Below are 16,483 nucleotides of genomic sequence, written 5' to 3'. Positions count from 1 at the left end.
GGTTCGATTCCCATCAGTCGCCCCATTTTTATTTTAAAAATTACAAATAATCTAATGGATACTTACATATAATTAAGTAAGGATTCGATGGGCTATAGCCAAGCGGTAAGGCAACGGACTTTGACTCCGTCATGCGCTGGTTCGAATCCAGCTAGCCCAGCCATTTTTGCGGAAGTAGTTCAGTGGTAGAATACAACCTTGCCAAGGTTGGGGTCGCGGGTTCGAATCCCGTCTTCCGCTCCAATAAATTTTATATGGCGGCATAGCCAAGTGGTAAGGCAGAGGTCTGCAAAACCTTTATCACCGGTTCAAATCCGGTTGCCGCCTTTTCTTTTGTGCCGATGTGGCGGAATTGGCAGACGCGCACGACTCAAAATCGTGTTCCTTCGGGAGTGTCGGTTCGACCCCGACCATCGGTATCATGAACGGCGTAAAAAAGCTCTATACGATTAGTATAGAGCTTTTTTGTTTTCTTTTCATTACATGACAAAATAAGCAGAAAAAATATTGTATATACAATATTTCTTTCGAGTACTCTAGAGAGAATTTCTCCACCCCGGTGACATGAAGTTAAATCCGATATCACCAGTAGATATTAGTACATTATCAACGGTTAAGTTTGTAACCTCTAAAAACTTCTTTTCAAACCCTTCTCTGTTGTACTTATACATAGTTGAGTGGCATGCCCACATATGCGTTGAAGTACTTAACCAGTCCCCTAAATCTTTTAATTCAGGGAACGACTCAAATTGAATTGGTTCATCTAATTTCATGAATCTCACTTGATAGATAGTTGGGTTTAACTTTTCTTCTATCCCTTTAAGACTATGTGCTTTTTTCTCATTTGAATGTGTCATAATTCTCCCTCTCTCTTTTCTTCAAATTTTTCCCTATTTTGTATTATACAACAATAGAAAGTAATTATGAGAATATTATGGAAATAGGTGTCAGCAATATAAAAAGACTCTAACAGAAATGTTAGAGTCTTTTTGTTAAATTATACTATGTGCTTTTAAAATTCGTAATAAACGTAGGAATTCATGTATAATATAACTTGTCGAAAGAACAAAATGATAGTGATTTATATTATGTCTGTAATATGAATCAAAAATGAACTTTTTATATTTCTTTTAAAAATGTGTTGAACACACATTATATTTCATATTAATATTTTTATGTAGATTTAAAACGGGAAAGAGAGTGGAAAGTATGGGCCGTAAATGGAACAATATTAAAGACAAAAAAGCATCAAAAGATGCAAATACAAGCCGTATATACGCGAAATTTGGGCGTGAAATTTATGTGGCAGCAAAACAAGGCGAGCCAGATCCAGAATCAAACCAAGCGCTAAGAGTTGTATTAGAGCGTGCGAAAACATACAATGTTCCAAGAACAATTATTGATCGTGCAGTTGAAAAAGCAAAAGGCGGTTCAGAAGAAAATTATGACGAGCTTCGTTATGAAGGATTCGGACCAAATGGAGCTATGGTTATTGTAGATACACTTACAAATAACGTAAACCGTACTGCAGCAGATGTACGAGCTGCATTTAGCAAAAATAGTGGTAATATGGGTGTGAACGGTTCTGTAGCTTACATGTTTGATGCGACAGCTGTTATCGGTCTTGAAGGTAAAACATCAGATGAAGTTCTTGAAATTTTAATGGAAGCAGATGTAGATGCACGTGACATTCTAGAAGAAGAAGATTCTGTTATCGTGTATGCTGAACCAGATCAATTCCATGCAGTACAATCTGCACTTAAAGGTGCTGGCGTTGAGGAGTTTACAGTTGCAGAATTAACAATGCTTGCACAAAGTGATGTAACACTTCCTGAAGATGCTCAAGCACAATTTGAGAAAATGGTTGATGCATTAGAAGATTTGGAAGATGTTCAACAAGTTTATCACAACGTAGACTTAGGAGAGTAATACGATAGATGACCCTTTTCGCTTAGCGGATAGGGTCTTTTTTTATGAAGTTAATTAAGGTGATGAAGTATTAAAGGTATTTTGTTGTAGGTAGTGAATATGATTATAGGGATATATAAAATATTCATTATCTCTAGGAGGCTTAATATGGAACATAAGACACCAAAGCATATAGTTGCTGTAGCAGGTTATTTAAAAAATGAAAAAAATGAAGTGTTATTAACAAAAGTGCACTGGCGAGCTGATACGTGGGAGTTGCCAGGAGGACAGGTAGAAGAAGGCGAAGCGCTCGATCAAGCTGTCTGTAGGGAAATAAAAGAGGAAACAGGGTTAACGGTGAAGCCTATCGGAATTACAGGGGTTTATTATAATACCTCTATGCATATTCTAGCTGTTGTTTTTAAAGTAGCATATATAAGTGGTGAAATAAAAACTCAACCTGAAGAGATACAAGAGGCTAAATTTGTTGATTTAAATGAAGAGAACATAGATGAGTATATAACGCGTCCTCATATGAAATCCAGAACGCTTGATGCAATGAGAGCAACACATTTTATTCCGTATGAAACGTGGGAAGTACAGCCGTATAATTTAATAGGAAGATTGTAAAGAAAAGAGTAGCCGATTTGAGATACATTCGAATCACTACTCTTTTTTGTATACTGTTTAAGAAAAAGGTCAAAATAATAATAGCACTAGTATTGATTTTTAGAACGTTTGTTCTGCATAATAAATCTATATGTTATATACATTTAGATTACTAGATAGTCAAAAGTATATATATTTGTAGATGATATAATTAAAGTGTAAAGTGAAAATATAATAGTCTTAAGGGTTTCTCTTTTATTGGTTATTCGTGCTTTAACATAACCTATATTCAATATTTCAGATGAATAGTAGATAAAAAAATACTGTGATACAATACTTTTTTATCCCACTATTTGCTGGACAGTAAGCCTGATTGATGAGGGCTCATTAAAGTTCCACTTTATACCTTACAATGATGTAAGGTACGTGTAAGAGAAATCGATGGGATATTTTTTTACAACAATGTATTCTTAAAGTAAGAGTTATATGCTGTGTGGAAAAGAGGTGTTCAAGATGAAAGAACGAGTATTATCTAGGGTGAACTATCATCAAAAAGTTGCATTAAATCCAATGACTAAACTTTTTTATAAAGCCATTATATTATTATTATTGTTAAGTTGTACGTTATTATTCATTGGAAATGTAATGATTGAGAAAAGTGATATTAGTAAATTACATGTACCGGCTAAGTTAGAGGTGCCAGAATCATTAACACATGCATTTATTGCGACAGAAGATAAAAGATTTTATCATCATAACGGTTTAGATTATATAGCAATTATTAGAGCCTCAGTTGAGAATATAAAGGCTGGTGGTGTCGTGCAAGGAGGAAGCACGATTACACAACAGCTATCTAAAAATGCCTTTTTAACAAATGAACGTACATTTTCTCGTAAGTGGAAAGAGATTTTTTATACGAAAAAAATTGAACGCACATTTACGAAGGATGAAATTTTAAAATTATATGTAAGTAATATTTATTATGGAGAAGGAGCGTGGGGAATTGAAAAAGCAGCAAACCTTTACTTCGGTAAAAAGGTGAACCAATTAACGTTGGCTGAAAGTGCAATGATGGCTGCTGTAGTAAAAGCACCTGCTTATTACTCACCTGCCCAAAACTATGATAAAGCAGTAGAGAGACGAAATGTCGTTTTGAGACTAATGGAGAAAGAAGGCTATATAAGCCATGATGAGTATGTTCAAGCAGTTAGTGAGAAATTAGTAATTCGTCATGATATAAAAATAGAGCAGTCGATGTTAAATAGCGCGCGTAAAAAAGCAGTAAGTTAAGAGAAGTTCCTACAGAGGAGCTTCTTTTTTTGAATAAATTGTGACAAATTGTGACACAATATCGTCACAATTATTGTGTTTTTGTAATTTATGTGAGCGTGTTCATTGCGTGACGTATATAAGTGTTGATATTATGTGTATTGTGTACAATGCTGTATACAGAATATGAATTTAAAGAGGAATGTATATGAAATCAAATAAACTCATGGCTCTTGGTATAGTTTTTTCTATCGCAGTATTGATTGTAATTGGAACAATTGCGTATAGCATCATAAATGACAAAAAAGATAAAGGGAATGAGATGTTTGCTTATTCTACGCAACAATCTTTAGGGAAAGATGATGCTCCAGTTAAGGTAGTTGAATTTGGAGACTTTAAATGTCCTGCTTGTCGTACTTGGGATGTAACAGTATTACCTCGATTAAAAGAAGAGTATATTGATAAAGGCAAAGTGCAGTTATATTTTATTAACTTCCCATTTATCGGAAAAGACTCGGATTTAGGTGCAGCAGCTGGTGAAGCAATTTATAAACAAGATAAAGATTCATTCTGGATCTTCTATGATGAGATTTATCAAAATCAAAAGAAAGATACGGAAGAATGGATTACAGAAGATTTGCTTCTTAGCATTGTGAAAGAGAAACTTCCAAAAGTTGATGTAGAGCAATTTAAGAAAGATTTACACAGTAAAGACATTAAAGAAAAAGTACGTAAAGATTCAGATCGTGCTCAAAAATTAAAAGTTCAAGGTGCTCCTTCTGTATATGTAAACGGAAATCTTGCAAACCCTGATTTCGATAGTATGAAGAAGGCAATTGATAAAGAATTGAAAAAGTGATGAGGTCTCTCATCACTTTTTCGACTTTTTTCGATAAAATTCTTGCCTCTACTTTTTTTACATGCTATACTACTTTACATAAGTTATTCTAATATCTTATATGTAATTCATATTTGCGGGTGTAGTTTAGTGGTAAAACAAGAGCCTTCCAAGCTCTGGTCGAGAGTTCGATTCTCTTCACCCGCTCCAAATTTTATTAAATGTTTTTCTATAAATTGTGATCAACGCAGTGTTTCGTTTCCGAGATAAACGAGGCATTGCGTTTTTTAATGTTTGAAAAACCTAATTACATGCGAAAATAGAAGTAAATAATAGTATTCCAAAAGTGAATTACTAACCAATAGAGTCGTTACATAAGGGATGGATTCATCTGAGGAGGCGATTAAGAGTGGATTTTGAACAATTAAAGCAAGATGTAATTGCGTATAGTAAAACAATTGGCATAGATAAAATAGGCTTTGCGAGTGCTTCTCCTTTTGAGGAATTAAAGCAGCGCTTAATCCAGCAACAACAATTAAATTATCAATCTGGATTTGAAGAGCCTGATATAGAGAAGAGAACGAATCCGCAACTGTTATTACCGGGTGCTAAATCAATTATTGCGATTGCTTTAGCATATCCTTCAAAATTAAAAAATGCACCATTAAGTAAGCGTGGAGAACGCCGTGGGATTTTTTGTCGTGCTTCTTGGGGACAAGATTATCATCTTGTTTTACGAGATCGTTTGCAAAAATTAGAAGCATATTTAATTGAAAAACTTCCGGATATAGAAGTGAAGTCCATGGTTGATACAGGTGAATTAAGTGATCGAGCTGTATCAGAGCGTGCAGGCATTGGATGGAGCGGTAAAAACTGCTCTATTATTACACCTGAATTTGGTTCGTACGTATACTTAGGGGAAATGATTACAAATGTTCCATTCCCGCCAGATAAGCCGATAGAAGATCAATGCGGGGGCTGTACGAAATGTATCGATATTTGTCCTACCGGTGCTTTAATACAGGGGGGACAGTTAGATTCGAAGAAGTGCATTGCGTTTTTAACACAGACGAAAGGATTCCTACCTGAAGAATATCGCGATAAAATAGGAAATCGTATATATGGATGTGATACGTGTCAGACTGTTTGCCCGAAAAACAAAGGAATGGATTTTCATAATCATCCTGAGATGGAGCCGGATCCTGAGCTAGTTAAACCATTATTAACGCCACTTTTAACAATTAGTAATCGTGATTTTAAAGAGAAATATGGGATTATGTCAGGGTCATGGAGAGGGAAAAAGCCACTGCAAAGAAATGCGATTTTAGCATTAGCACATTTTAAAGAAGCATCGGCAATTCCTGATTTAATTGGTGTTATGAAAGATGACCCAAGACCAGTACTACGCGGAACGGCAGCATGGGCACTTGGGAAAATTGGCGGAGATGGAGTAGGCGAAGCGATTGAGAAAGCGATGGAACGTGAGAAAGATGAAGAAGTGCTTCATGAAATGAATCGCGGGCTTGAATTGTTAGCACAGAAAAAAGAGTAGATAATATTTCCCTTTTTCATATTGTAATATGGGAGGGAGACAGAATGGTTGTAAAAACGAAGATTGAAAACCAAGTACAACAATTTTTAGCATATATAACGGAGAAAAGAACGAATGTGGATGGTATTGCTGAGGATTTACTACAAATGGCACTGAGAAAGAAACAATTGTTTCAAAGACGTAGTGCACATATAGTGAAAGCAACTGCGGATGTTTCTTTCATTAGACAATTAAATAGTAATGACCATCAAGAAATTGATTATCAAATACATTTTAAATATTTAATTAAGCATAAAGAATTATTTTATATTGAAGAGGAACAATTAAAACGAAGAGTTTGTTTAAATAATAGTCGGATTATAGGCGATTATGCTATTGAAGTGTCAGAAGAAATTAGAATGGGTGAGACATTAGAAAGGGAAATTACGAAAGAGAAGTACGGTTCTTATCAGTATAATCGTTTAGAGGCAGTGAAATATGCAGAGCGTTGGTGGGATGACCGAAATCCTATGTATCGTAATTTCCCTGATAATTGTACGAATTTCATTTCTCAATGTCTTCATACTGGAGAAGTACCTATGAGCGGATATCCTAATATTCGTAAAGGATGGTGGCAAAGGGAGAATCAGTGGAGCTGGAGCTGGGCTGTTGCACATTCTTTTTATTGGTATTTGTCAGGTGCTACAACAGGACTTCGAGCAGAGGCGGTAGAGAGGCCAGAAGAACTTATTCTTGGAGATGTCATTGCTTATGATTTCGAGGATGACGGAAGATGGAATCATACGACGATTGTAGTAGCAAAAGATGCAGATGGTATGCCGCTTGTAAATGCACATTCAGCGAATAGCCGTCGACGTTATTGGAACTATGAAGACTCTAGTAAATATACACCACAAATGAAATATAAATTCTTTCATATTATTAATGGGTAGAGATTTTTCGCTCAAGTGGTATAATACGTAGTAGACAAAAAACAGAGGTGAATATCGCGTGGGAGTACATGTTGTTTTATATCAGCCAGAAATTCCAGCAAATACAGGGAATATTGCTCGTACTTGTGCAGCAACTGGAACAGAATTACATTTGATTAGACCGCTTGGATTTTCAACGGATGATAAAATGTTAAAGCGTGCAGGATTAGATTATTGGCAGCACGTAAAAATTACGTACTATGATTCAATTGAAGAATTTTATGAAAAAAATAAAGACGGTGAATTCTTCTATTTAACAAAGTATGGCGAGAAAGCTCATACAGCGTTTGACTATAGCAAGCGCGAGAAGGATTACTATTTTGTATTTGGAAGAGAAACAAACGGCTTACCAGCTAATGTAATCGAAGAAAACTTTGATCATTGTTTACGTATTCCAATGACAGATAAAGTACGTTCATTAAATTTATCTAATACAGCAGCAATTTTAATTTATGAAGCGTTCCGTCAACAAAATTACCCTGGATTAGATTTAGAAATCGTTTATTAAAAGTCGCCATATGGCGACTTTTTTTTATAAAATAAAAATAATATATAATCATACATTTAAAAGAGAGGACATAATCATATAGAATGGGATATATGATTAAAAATAGATAAGACGGGTTGAGATAAATATGAAGGAAGAATATAGTAATCAAAATACCTTTTTAAGTATGATAGATATGGATTTAATTAGACAAGGATTATTACATGCTATTCAAGATTTAGTATTCATATTGAAAGTTATTGATAATGAAACGTTTCAATATATGTATGTGAATAAAATAGGAATGGATTATGCTAGGTTAAGCGAAGAGTGCTATGGAAAAACCTTTGCAGAAGTATTACCAAAAGATATAGCGGGGATATTGCAAAGGCAATATGCAAAAGTAGTGAGAGAAGCGAAAGCACACACCTTTTGTGATGTAGTCAATTTACCAAAAGGTGAGATACACTATGAATCTTCACTTAATCCTGTCTGCGACGAAGAAGGAATATGTCAATTTGTTATTTGTATTACAAGAGATATTACAGCTCAAATTGAGGAGAAGACAGAGATAGAGGAAAAACAAATGTTATTTAAGTCGTTACTGGAATATAATAATGACTCAATTATATCTATAGATTCTATAGGGAGAGTTACATATGCAAATCCGGCAACGTATGAAATATTTGGATACCGGTATGAGGAATTAAATAATAAATTTATTTTTGAATTCATTAATAAAGAATATGAAAAAGATTTTCAAATTATATTTAAGGGATCGATGCAAGGAAAAGCAAAACAAATTGTTTCAAAGAAATATGTTCATAAAGAAGGGTACGAGCTATATATTTCTTTGAGAACTATCCCGATTATTGTGAACGGTGAAATTGTTGGGATTTATATTGTTACGAGAGATGTTACAAGGCAAGTATTAAACGAAATGCGAACAGAATATTTAGCTTACTATGACCAGTTAACGGGATTAATGAATAGAATTTCATGTACAAATAAGTTAAATACTTTTTTAAATGAGAGTGTAAATTTTGCACTTGTATTTATAGATTTAGATGAGTTTCATCGTATTAATGATACATTTGGTCATAAAGAGGGAGATAAAGTATTACAAAAAGTTACAGAATGTTTAAGCAATCTAAAAATAGAAGATATGCACTTATTTAGAGAACACGATGATCAATTTGTTATGTTGATAGAAAATATAACGAAAGAATATGTAGAGGAAATTGCAAAAAGCATACTGAAAAATATTAGTGAATATTTTGTAATCGAAGAAGAAGATGTATATTTAAGTGCGTCAATTGGAATTGTAATGGCTCCAGCAGATGGAGAAGATGAAAAAATACTATTTCAGAGAGTCGATGCTGCTTTAGAAAAAGCAAAAGAAAAAGGAAAAGGACACTATCATTTTTATTGTAGTGGATTAGACTGTGAGCGTGAACAAAGGTTTATAATAGAAAACCAGTTGCACCGTGCTATAGAAAAAAATGAATTTTTCTTATATTATCAGCCACAAATTAATATTGAAACGAAAAAAATAGCTAGTATGGAAGCTTTAATAAGGTGGGAGAATAAGGAATTAGGATTTGTTTCTCCAAACCAATTTATTCCGTTGGCAGAAAGAACAGGATTTATTATTAAGCTGGATGAATGGGTAGTAAATCAAGTGTGTCAGCAATTGCGCGAATGGTTAAATAAAGGGTATGATGTGGTCCCAATTGCAGTTAATATTTCAGCTAGACACTTTCGTTCTATTACATTAATAGAGATGATTACACGGGCTTTAAATAAGTACAATGTACCAACTCATTTATTAGCGATAGAGGTTACAGAAGGAGCTCTTATACATAAAGATATATCGAAGAGAGTGTTACTACAATTAAAAGAGAAAAATTTAAAGATTCATTTAGATGATTTTGGAACAGGCTATTCATCTTTAAGTTATTTAAAAACATATCCAATTGATACTTTAAAAATTGATCGTTCTTTTATGGAAGGTATACATATAGATGAACGTGATACGAATATTACAGCTGCAATTATTCATTTAGCTCATACTTTAGAATTAAATGTAATTGCAGAAGGAGTAGAAAAAAAGGAGCAAATACAGTTTTTGAAAGAAAAGAATGTGAAGCTTGTACAAGGCTATTATTATAGCCGACCACTATCCAAATATGATATGGAAAATATGTATTATAAATAAAAAATGATGTGCTAAAAGCACATCATTTTTTATGTGTACCTGGTTTGTCATTGTAACCGGATGTAAAAATAGCTGTAAGAAATGTGAGTGATACACCTAAAATTAATAATAATTTCATACTAATATCCTCCTTACTTTTTTCGGTTCATGAGTTTTATTTATTATCCAAAATGTATGTAAGGTTCTTAGAAGAAAAGAATTTATTTATAATGAATAGCAGTGTAAAAATGTTAATACCTATATTATACAGAATTTTCTTTGAATTTTGGAGAGAATTTTAGTGTGCTATTATATATTTCGTTTTGATTTAAAGAATGTTTAAGGACATCCTAGCATACCTTTTATAATAATCCGATTGAACAAGGAGATGGGGGAGGAGCTATAATGGATATTCTAAAAAAGATTGAACAGCATCGAGCAGCAGAAGAACGTTTACAATGGGAAGGTACGTTTGCGGAGTATTTGGAGCTTGTGAAAGAAAGACCATGGGTGGCTCAAACAGCACACTCTCGCATTTACAATATGATAAAAGATGCTGGAATTGAAGAAGTTGATGGTAGAAGAAAGTATAACTTCTTTAGTAATCAGCTCTTTGGATTAGAGGATGCTCTAGAACGTCTTGTAGAGGAATATTTTCATCCATCTGCAAAACGATTAGATGTTAGAAAAAGAATTTTATTATTAATGGGTCCTGTTAGTGGAGGGAAATCAACGTTAGTTACAATGTTGAAACGAGGATTAGAAACATATTCAAGAACAGATCGCGGAGCAATTTTTGCAATTAAAGGATGCCCAATGCACGAGGATCCACTGCATTTAATTCCACATCATTTACGAGATGATTTCTTTGATGAGTATGGGGTTAGAATTGAAGGGAATTTATCACCACTAAATGTCATGCGTTTAGAGCAAGAATACGGATCAAGAATTGAGGATGTAGTTGTAGAGCGTATTTTCTTCTCGGAAGATCGCCGTACAGGGATTGGTACATTTAGCCCGTCTGATCCAAAATCACAGGATATTGCAGATTTAACAGGTAGTCTGGACTTTTCTACGATTGCAGAATATGGTTCAGAATCAGATCCGCGTGCGTATCGATTTGATGGAGAATTAAATAAGGCAAACCGAGGAATGATGGAGTTCCAAGAGATGTTAAAATGCGATGAGAAGTTTTTATGGCACTTATTATCGCTTACGCAAGAAGGGAATTTCAAAGCGGGAAGATTTGCGCTTATTTCAGCAGATGAATTAATTGTAGCGCATACGAATGAAACAGAGTATCGCTCATTTATAGCAAATAAGAAAAATGAAGCATTGCACTCAAGAATTATTGTAATGCCAGTTCCTTATAATTTACGAGTAAGTGAAGAAGAACATATTTATGAAAAAATGATTCGTGAAAGTGATGTATCGAATGTTCACATTGCACCACACACACTTCGCGTTGCAGCAATGTTCACTATTTTAACTCGTTTAAAAGATCCGAAGCGTCCGGATATTGATTTAATTAAAAAGATGCGTTTGTATGATGGAGAAACGGTAGAAGGTTATAATGCGATTGATGTAGAAGAATTACAACGCGAATATCAAGATGAAGGTATGAAGGGTATTGATCCTCGTTATGTCATTAACCGAATTTCGTCTACAATCATTCGAAAAGAGGTACCATCTATTAACGCGTTAGATGTACTTAGATCTTTAAAAGATGGGCTAGATCAGCATCCATCCATTAGTAATGAAGACCGTGAACGTTACATGAATTTCATCTCATTAGCGAGAAAAGAATACGATGAAATCGCGAAGAAAGAAGTACAAAAAGCGTTTGTTTATTCATATGAAGAATCAGCTAAGACGCTTATGGATAATTACTTAGATAACGTCGAGGCATACTGCAATAAATCGAAATTACGTGATCCGTTAACAGGAGAAGAAATGAGTCCTGATGAAAAATTAATGCGCTCAATTGAAGAGCAAATTGGAATTTCAGAAAATGCTAAGAAAGCGTTCCGTGAAGAGATTTTAATTCGCATTTCTGCTTATGCCCGTAAAGGAAAACGCTTTGATTATAATTCACATGAACGTCTTCGTGAAGCGATTCAGAAAAAACTATTTGCTGATTTAAAAGATATAGTGAAAATTACAACATCAACGAAAACGCCGGACGAAAATCAGCTTAAGAAAATCAATGATGTTGTTGCGCGTTTAATTGATGAGCATGGCTATAATTCTTCTTCAGCAAATGAATTACTACGCTATGTAGGTAGCTTGTTAAACAGATAGTTTGATAACAAAACGCTGTCTCTTGTATTTTGCGGGACAGCGTTTTATTATCCGTTCATATGTGTATAAAGTGTCATACCTTGTCCAAATGTAATAAATTAAGATGCAATTTTATGAATTTATTGTCAATTATTTTTGCAATATGCATATGATAGAGTAACCAACCATTCATACGAAAAAAGCCAACACAATACAATATGTTGCAAAGTAAAAATATGTGCAACAATGCATTGTGTTTCTTTCTTATCAGTGGCTGAATATTTCTTTCTATTATGTGAGTGGCAAAATTTTGTTTAGGATGCTCGGGGTATTGTATGAAAAACGTTATAAATGTTTATGGGATGATTTTCTGTGGGCAGTTACCTTTCAAACATTCTAGCTTGCACATTACAGAACAAAATTTATAGATTGCTGTTCATACAGGAAGACAATTACAGTAAGGAGGGAAAGGAATGGGCGAAGAAAATCAACCAAATTATACGATTTCACAGGAAAACTGGTCCCTCCATCGCAAAGGATATGACGACCAACAGCGCCATCAAGAAAAAGTACAAGAGGCAATTAAGAATAATTTACCCGATCTTGTAACAGAAGAAAGTATAGTTATGTCTAATGGCAAGGATGTTGTAAAAATACCAATTCGTTCTCTAGATGAATATAAGATTAGATACAATTATGATAAAAATAAACATGTTGGGCAAGGAAACGGTGACAGCAAAGTTGGTGATGTCGTTGCGAGAGATGGATCAGGTGGTCAAAAACAAAAAGGGCCAGGAAAAGGGCAAGGAGCAGGAGATGCAGCTGGGGAAGATTACTATGAAGCTGAAGTCTCTATTTTAGAATTAGAGCAAGCGTTTTTCAGAGAGTTAGAACTGCCTAATTTAAAGAGAAAAGAAATGGATGAAAACCGGATTGAACATGTTGAATTTAATGACATTAGAAAAACAGGATTATGGGGAAATATCGATAAGAAACGAACAATGATATCCGCATATAAACGAAATGCAATGAGTGGTAAAGCATCTTTTCATCCAATTCACCAAGAAGACTTAAAGTTCCGCACTTGGAATGAAGTATTAAAGCCAGATTCAAAAGCTGTTGTATTAGCGATGATGGATACGAGTGGATCGATGGGAATATGGGAGAAATATATGGCACGTAGTTTCTTTTTCTGGATGACAAGATTTTTACGCACAAAGTATGAAACAGTAGATATTGAATTTATTGCCCATCATACGGAGGCAAAAGTAGTTCCAGAGGAAGAGTTTTTCTCAAAAGGAGAAAGTGGCGGAACGATTTGTTCTTCTGTATACAAAAAAGCACTCGAACTTATCGATAATAAATATTCACCAGACCGCTATAATATTTATCCATTCCATTTTTCAGATGGTGATAATTTAACATCAGATAATGCTAGATGTGTAAAACTTGTTGAAGAGCTAATGAAGAAGTGTAATATGTTTGGGTATGGGGAAGTGAATCAGTATAACCGCCATAGTACACTCATGTCAGCCTATAAAAATATTAAAGATGAAAACTTTAGATACTATATTTTAAAGCAGAAAGCAGACGTATTTCATGCGATGAAAAGCTTTTTTAGAGAAGAATCAGGTGAGAAAATGGCATAACCTCTTTTAAAGAGGTTCTTTTTTTGTAAACTTTTTATTTTCCTAGTTGACAATGATAATGAAAATCATTATCATTTATTCGAGAAATGATTACATTTCGAATTATATATTTCGGAGGAGATGTAAAATTGAAACAAAATAAAAGAAAACGTATAAATGCAATGATTATAGCGGCGGCGTTATCACTTCCGTTTGCTGTTTATTCAACACCTGCTTTAGCGGCAGTAGCAATTGAGGCGAATAAAACGGGACAAGGTTTAGAAGATGGTACATATGACGCTGTTATTAAAGCGTATAAAGATAAAACGAATGAAGAGTCTATGGCAGCTGTTTATATAAAGGATCCGAAATTAACAATTGAGAATGGAAAGAAAATTGTAACAGCAACGTTAAGTGATAGTGATTTCTTTCAATACTTGAAGACAGAGGATATTCACACTCCAGGTGTGTTTCATGATGTAAAGGTCATATCAGAAGACAAAAAGAAAAATGGGACGAAGGTTATTCAATTTGAAGTTGGAGAATTAGGAAAAAGATACAATATGCAAATGCATATTTATATTCCAACGATGGCCTATGACAATAAGTATCAAGTACAGTTTGAAGTAAATACATTGAATTTAGAGAAAAATGTTCCAGAAAAACAAAAGGAAAATAAAGAGGATAAAGTGGATCAACAAGATGGAATTGGAAATGTAATAGTAGATAAGCAACTACAAAGGCATATTAATAAATATAATTTGAATAGAGAAAATCTAGATACTCCAATAACTAAGGAAGATTTATTAAAAGTTAAATCTTTAATAGTCGTTGAAGCTAAAAATAAAGGAATACAAGACGTAAGCGGTCTAGAATATATGACGAACTTAGAAAACTTAAAGTTGGAAGAAGTTAAGTTAAAAAATATAAAATTTATCTCGGGATTGAGACAATTAAAATCATTAAGTATAACCTATGGTGAACTTGAAGATATTGGACCTTTGGCTGAGTTAGAGCATATTGAGTTTTTAACTTTGAGAAACAATAAAATCTCAGATTTAAGCCCATTAAGCCAAATGAAGAAGATTAAAATGCTAGATTTAAATAGTAATTATATAAAAGATATTAAACCATTATTTACAGTGAAATCTTTAAAGACTTTGACTGTGGCAAATAATCAAATTAGTAATGATAACCTTGCTGGAATTGAGCAATTGAAAAATGTAAAAAACTTATCTTTAAGTAACAATGGACTTACGAATATTGAACATATTACATCAATGAAAAAATTAGTAGAGTTAGATCTTGCTAAAAATGAATTAGAAAACATCGAACCTTTATCAAGATTATCTACTGTACAATCACTTAATTTAGAAGAAAACTATATTTCAGATATAACGCCACTTAGTCACTTAACAGACTTATATGATTTAAAGCTAGGTTCAAATGAAATTCGTGATGTTAGACCTGTTCAAGAGCTAGGAAAAAGAATATATATCGATATTCAAAGACAAAAAATCTTTTTAGATAATGTAGAAAAAGATAAGGAAGTTAAAATACCTATTTATAATTTACAAGGAGAGCCACTTGATACTATTCAATTGAAGAGTGAAGATGGGATAGTTAATAATGGTTCTGTTAAATGGGGGACTACTGGTGAAAAAACATACGAATTTACGTTGGATATAAAGCCAGAAGAGAACCGTATTAAGTTTAATGGAACAGTAATTCAAAATGTTGTTGAAAGATTAGACGAAATCAAGGAAACAATAAAAGAGGATAATGAACAAAAGGAAAATGTAATTCTCGATAAAACTTTACAACAACATATTAATAAAGAGAATTTAGGTAGAGAGAATTTAAACGCTCCTATTACAAAAGAAGATTTATTACAGATTAAAAAATTAGAGATACTTAAAGAAAATGGAAATGAGATAAAAAATATAATAGGTTTAGAGTATATGACGAACTTAGAAAAACTCACTTTAGAAGGAGTAGGCCTGAAAAATATTGAGTTCATCTCAAACTTGAAACAATTGAATAATGTGAATGTATCTCATAATCAAATTGAAGATATAACACCACTATCTTCATTGGAAAATTTACAGTGGTTAAATCTTACAGATAATCGTATTAAAGATGTAACGGTTCTTGGATCAATTCTAGACTTACTTAGTTTAAAATTAGCTGAAAATGAGATTCGTGATGTAAGGCCATTAATACAATTAGGTCAGTGGATAACAATTGATGTTAGAAGGCAAAAGGTCATTTTGGATGATGCAGAAATAAATAAAGAAGTGAAAATTTCTGTATATGATTTAGAGGGAGAGCCAATTGAAAAAATTACACTAAAGAGTGAAGGTGGAACGCTTACTGATGAGGGAATCATTTGGCGTACTTTAGGAGAAAAAATATATGAATTTGATTTAGATGCAGATCATTATGAGACTGGCATATTATATAGTGGCATTGTAATGCAGAATATAGTAGAAAAATTAATACCAAAAGAAGAAGTGAAAGAACCGGTAAAAGAAGTTGAAGAAACAAAAGAAGAAGTGAAAGAACCGATAAAAGAAGTTGAAGGAACAAAAGAAGAAGTGAAAGAACCGGTAAAAGAAGTTGAAGGAACAAAAGAAGAAGTGAAAGAGCCGGTAAAAGAAGTTGAAGAAATAAAAGAAGAAGTGAAGGAACCGGTAAAAGAAGTTGAAGGATCGAAAGAAGAAGTGAAAGAACCGGTAAAAGAA

The 16,483-nt window shown here is 33.5% G+C and carries 12 protein-coding genes and 5 tRNA genes; 16 read left to right on the top strand and 1 reads right to left on the bottom strand.

Translation table 11 applies throughout. The features are described from left to right. The first annotated feature begins 88 nt into the window (after window positions 1–88). From HMPREF2590_RS26000 to HMPREF2590_RS25985, 4 genes are all read left to right on the top strand, one after another. A tRNA-Gln gene (locus tag HMPREF2590_RS26000) sits at window positions 89–163 on the top strand. Window positions 164–168: 5 nt separating this feature from the next. Beyond that, window positions 169–243: transfer RNA gene (locus HMPREF2590_RS25995), tRNA-Gly, on the top strand. 13 nt (window positions 244–256) lie between these two features. Continuing rightward, window positions 257–327: transfer RNA gene (locus tag HMPREF2590_RS25990), tRNA-Cys, on the top strand. A 10-nt stretch (window positions 328–337) separates the two neighbouring features. Further along, window positions 338–419, top strand: a tRNA-Leu gene (locus HMPREF2590_RS25985). A gap of 117 nt (window positions 420–536) precedes the next feature. On the opposite strand, the gene HMPREF2590_RS25980 is transcribed toward HMPREF2590_RS25985, so the two are convergent. Further along, complete coding sequence (locus HMPREF2590_RS25980) at window positions 537–857, bottom strand: DUF3884 family protein (protein WP_050821578.1); 321 nt, start codon at window positions 855–857, stop codon at window positions 537–539. 352 nt (window positions 858–1,209) lie between these two features. Between HMPREF2590_RS25980 and HMPREF2590_RS25975 the strand changes: the two genes are divergently transcribed. From HMPREF2590_RS25975 to HMPREF2590_RS25910, 12 genes are all read left to right on the top strand, one after another. Further along, entirely contained in the window at window positions 1,210–1,929 is a 720-nt protein-coding gene (locus tag HMPREF2590_RS25975; protein WP_000532952.1) for a YebC/PmpR family DNA-binding transcriptional regulator, read from the top strand. A gap of 147 nt (window positions 1,930–2,076) precedes the next feature. Next, on the top strand, window positions 2,077–2,538 hold the full coding sequence (locus HMPREF2590_RS25970; protein ID WP_030022907.1) for an NUDIX hydrolase: 462 nt from the start codon (window positions 2,077–2,079) through the stop codon (window positions 2,536–2,538). Window positions 2,539–3,030: 492 nt separating this feature from the next. Beyond that, complete coding sequence (locus tag HMPREF2590_RS25965; RefSeq protein ID WP_000664715.1) at window positions 3,031–3,807, top strand: transglycosylase domain-containing protein; 777 nt, start codon at window positions 3,031–3,033, stop codon at window positions 3,805–3,807. Between the two features lie 187 nt (window positions 3,808–3,994). Beyond that, window positions 3,995–4,645: a DsbA family protein gene (locus HMPREF2590_RS25960; RefSeq protein WP_000841306.1), complete on the top strand. Its 651-nt coding sequence runs from the start codon at window positions 3,995–3,997 to the stop codon at window positions 4,643–4,645. A gap of 115 nt (window positions 4,646–4,760) precedes the next feature. Further along, window positions 4,761–4,834 (top strand) — tRNA-Gly (locus HMPREF2590_RS25955). A gap of 199 nt (window positions 4,835–5,033) precedes the next feature. Further along, window positions 5,034–6,176, top strand: coding sequence for a tRNA epoxyqueuosine(34) reductase QueG (gene queG, locus HMPREF2590_RS25950; RefSeq protein ID WP_000345215.1), 1,143 nt, complete (start codon window positions 5,034–5,036; stop codon window positions 6,174–6,176). A gap of 44 nt (window positions 6,177–6,220) precedes the next feature. Further along, window positions 6,221–7,108: an amidase domain-containing protein gene (locus tag HMPREF2590_RS25945; RefSeq protein ID WP_000260592.1), complete on the top strand. Its 888-nt coding sequence runs from the start codon at window positions 6,221–6,223 to the stop codon at window positions 7,106–7,108. Between the two features lie 58 nt (window positions 7,109–7,166). Continuing rightward, complete coding sequence (gene trmL / locus HMPREF2590_RS25940; protein ID WP_000538147.1) at window positions 7,167–7,655, top strand: tRNA (uridine(34)/cytosine(34)/5-carboxymethylaminomethyluridine(34)-2'-O)-methyltransferase TrmL; 489 nt, start codon at window positions 7,167–7,169, stop codon at window positions 7,653–7,655. Window positions 7,656–7,782: 127 nt separating this feature from the next. Then, the gene (locus HMPREF2590_RS25935) at window positions 7,783–9,852 is read left to right on the top strand and encodes a sensor domain-containing protein (protein WP_000657167.1); all 2,070 of its coding nucleotides are present in this window, start codon (window positions 7,783–7,785) and stop codon (window positions 9,850–9,852) included. A 384-nt stretch (window positions 9,853–10,236) separates the two neighbouring features. Continuing rightward, a complete protein-coding gene (locus tag HMPREF2590_RS25925) occupies window positions 10,237–12,132 on the top strand; it encodes a PrkA family serine protein kinase (RefSeq protein WP_000353273.1) in 1,896 nt (631 codons plus the stop codon). Between the two features lie 452 nt (window positions 12,133–12,584). Further along, a complete protein-coding gene (gene yhbH, locus HMPREF2590_RS25915; protein ID WP_000503518.1) occupies window positions 12,585–13,760 on the top strand; it encodes a sporulation protein YhbH in 1,176 nt (391 codons plus the stop codon). Between the two features lie 128 nt (window positions 13,761–13,888). Next, on the top strand, window positions 13,889–16,483 hold a 2,595-nt coding region (locus HMPREF2590_RS25910), incomplete at its 3' end, for an NEAT domain-containing protein (protein ID WP_070861618.1).

The sequence above is a fragment of the Bacillus sp. HMSC036E02 genome (genome assembly GCF_001836235.1).
Classification (GTDB): Bacteria; Bacillota; Bacilli; order Bacillales; family Bacillaceae_G; genus Bacillus_A; species Bacillus_A cereus.
Note: the sequence above shows the minus strand (reverse complement) of the source record. Positions and strands in the feature narration are given on the sequence as shown.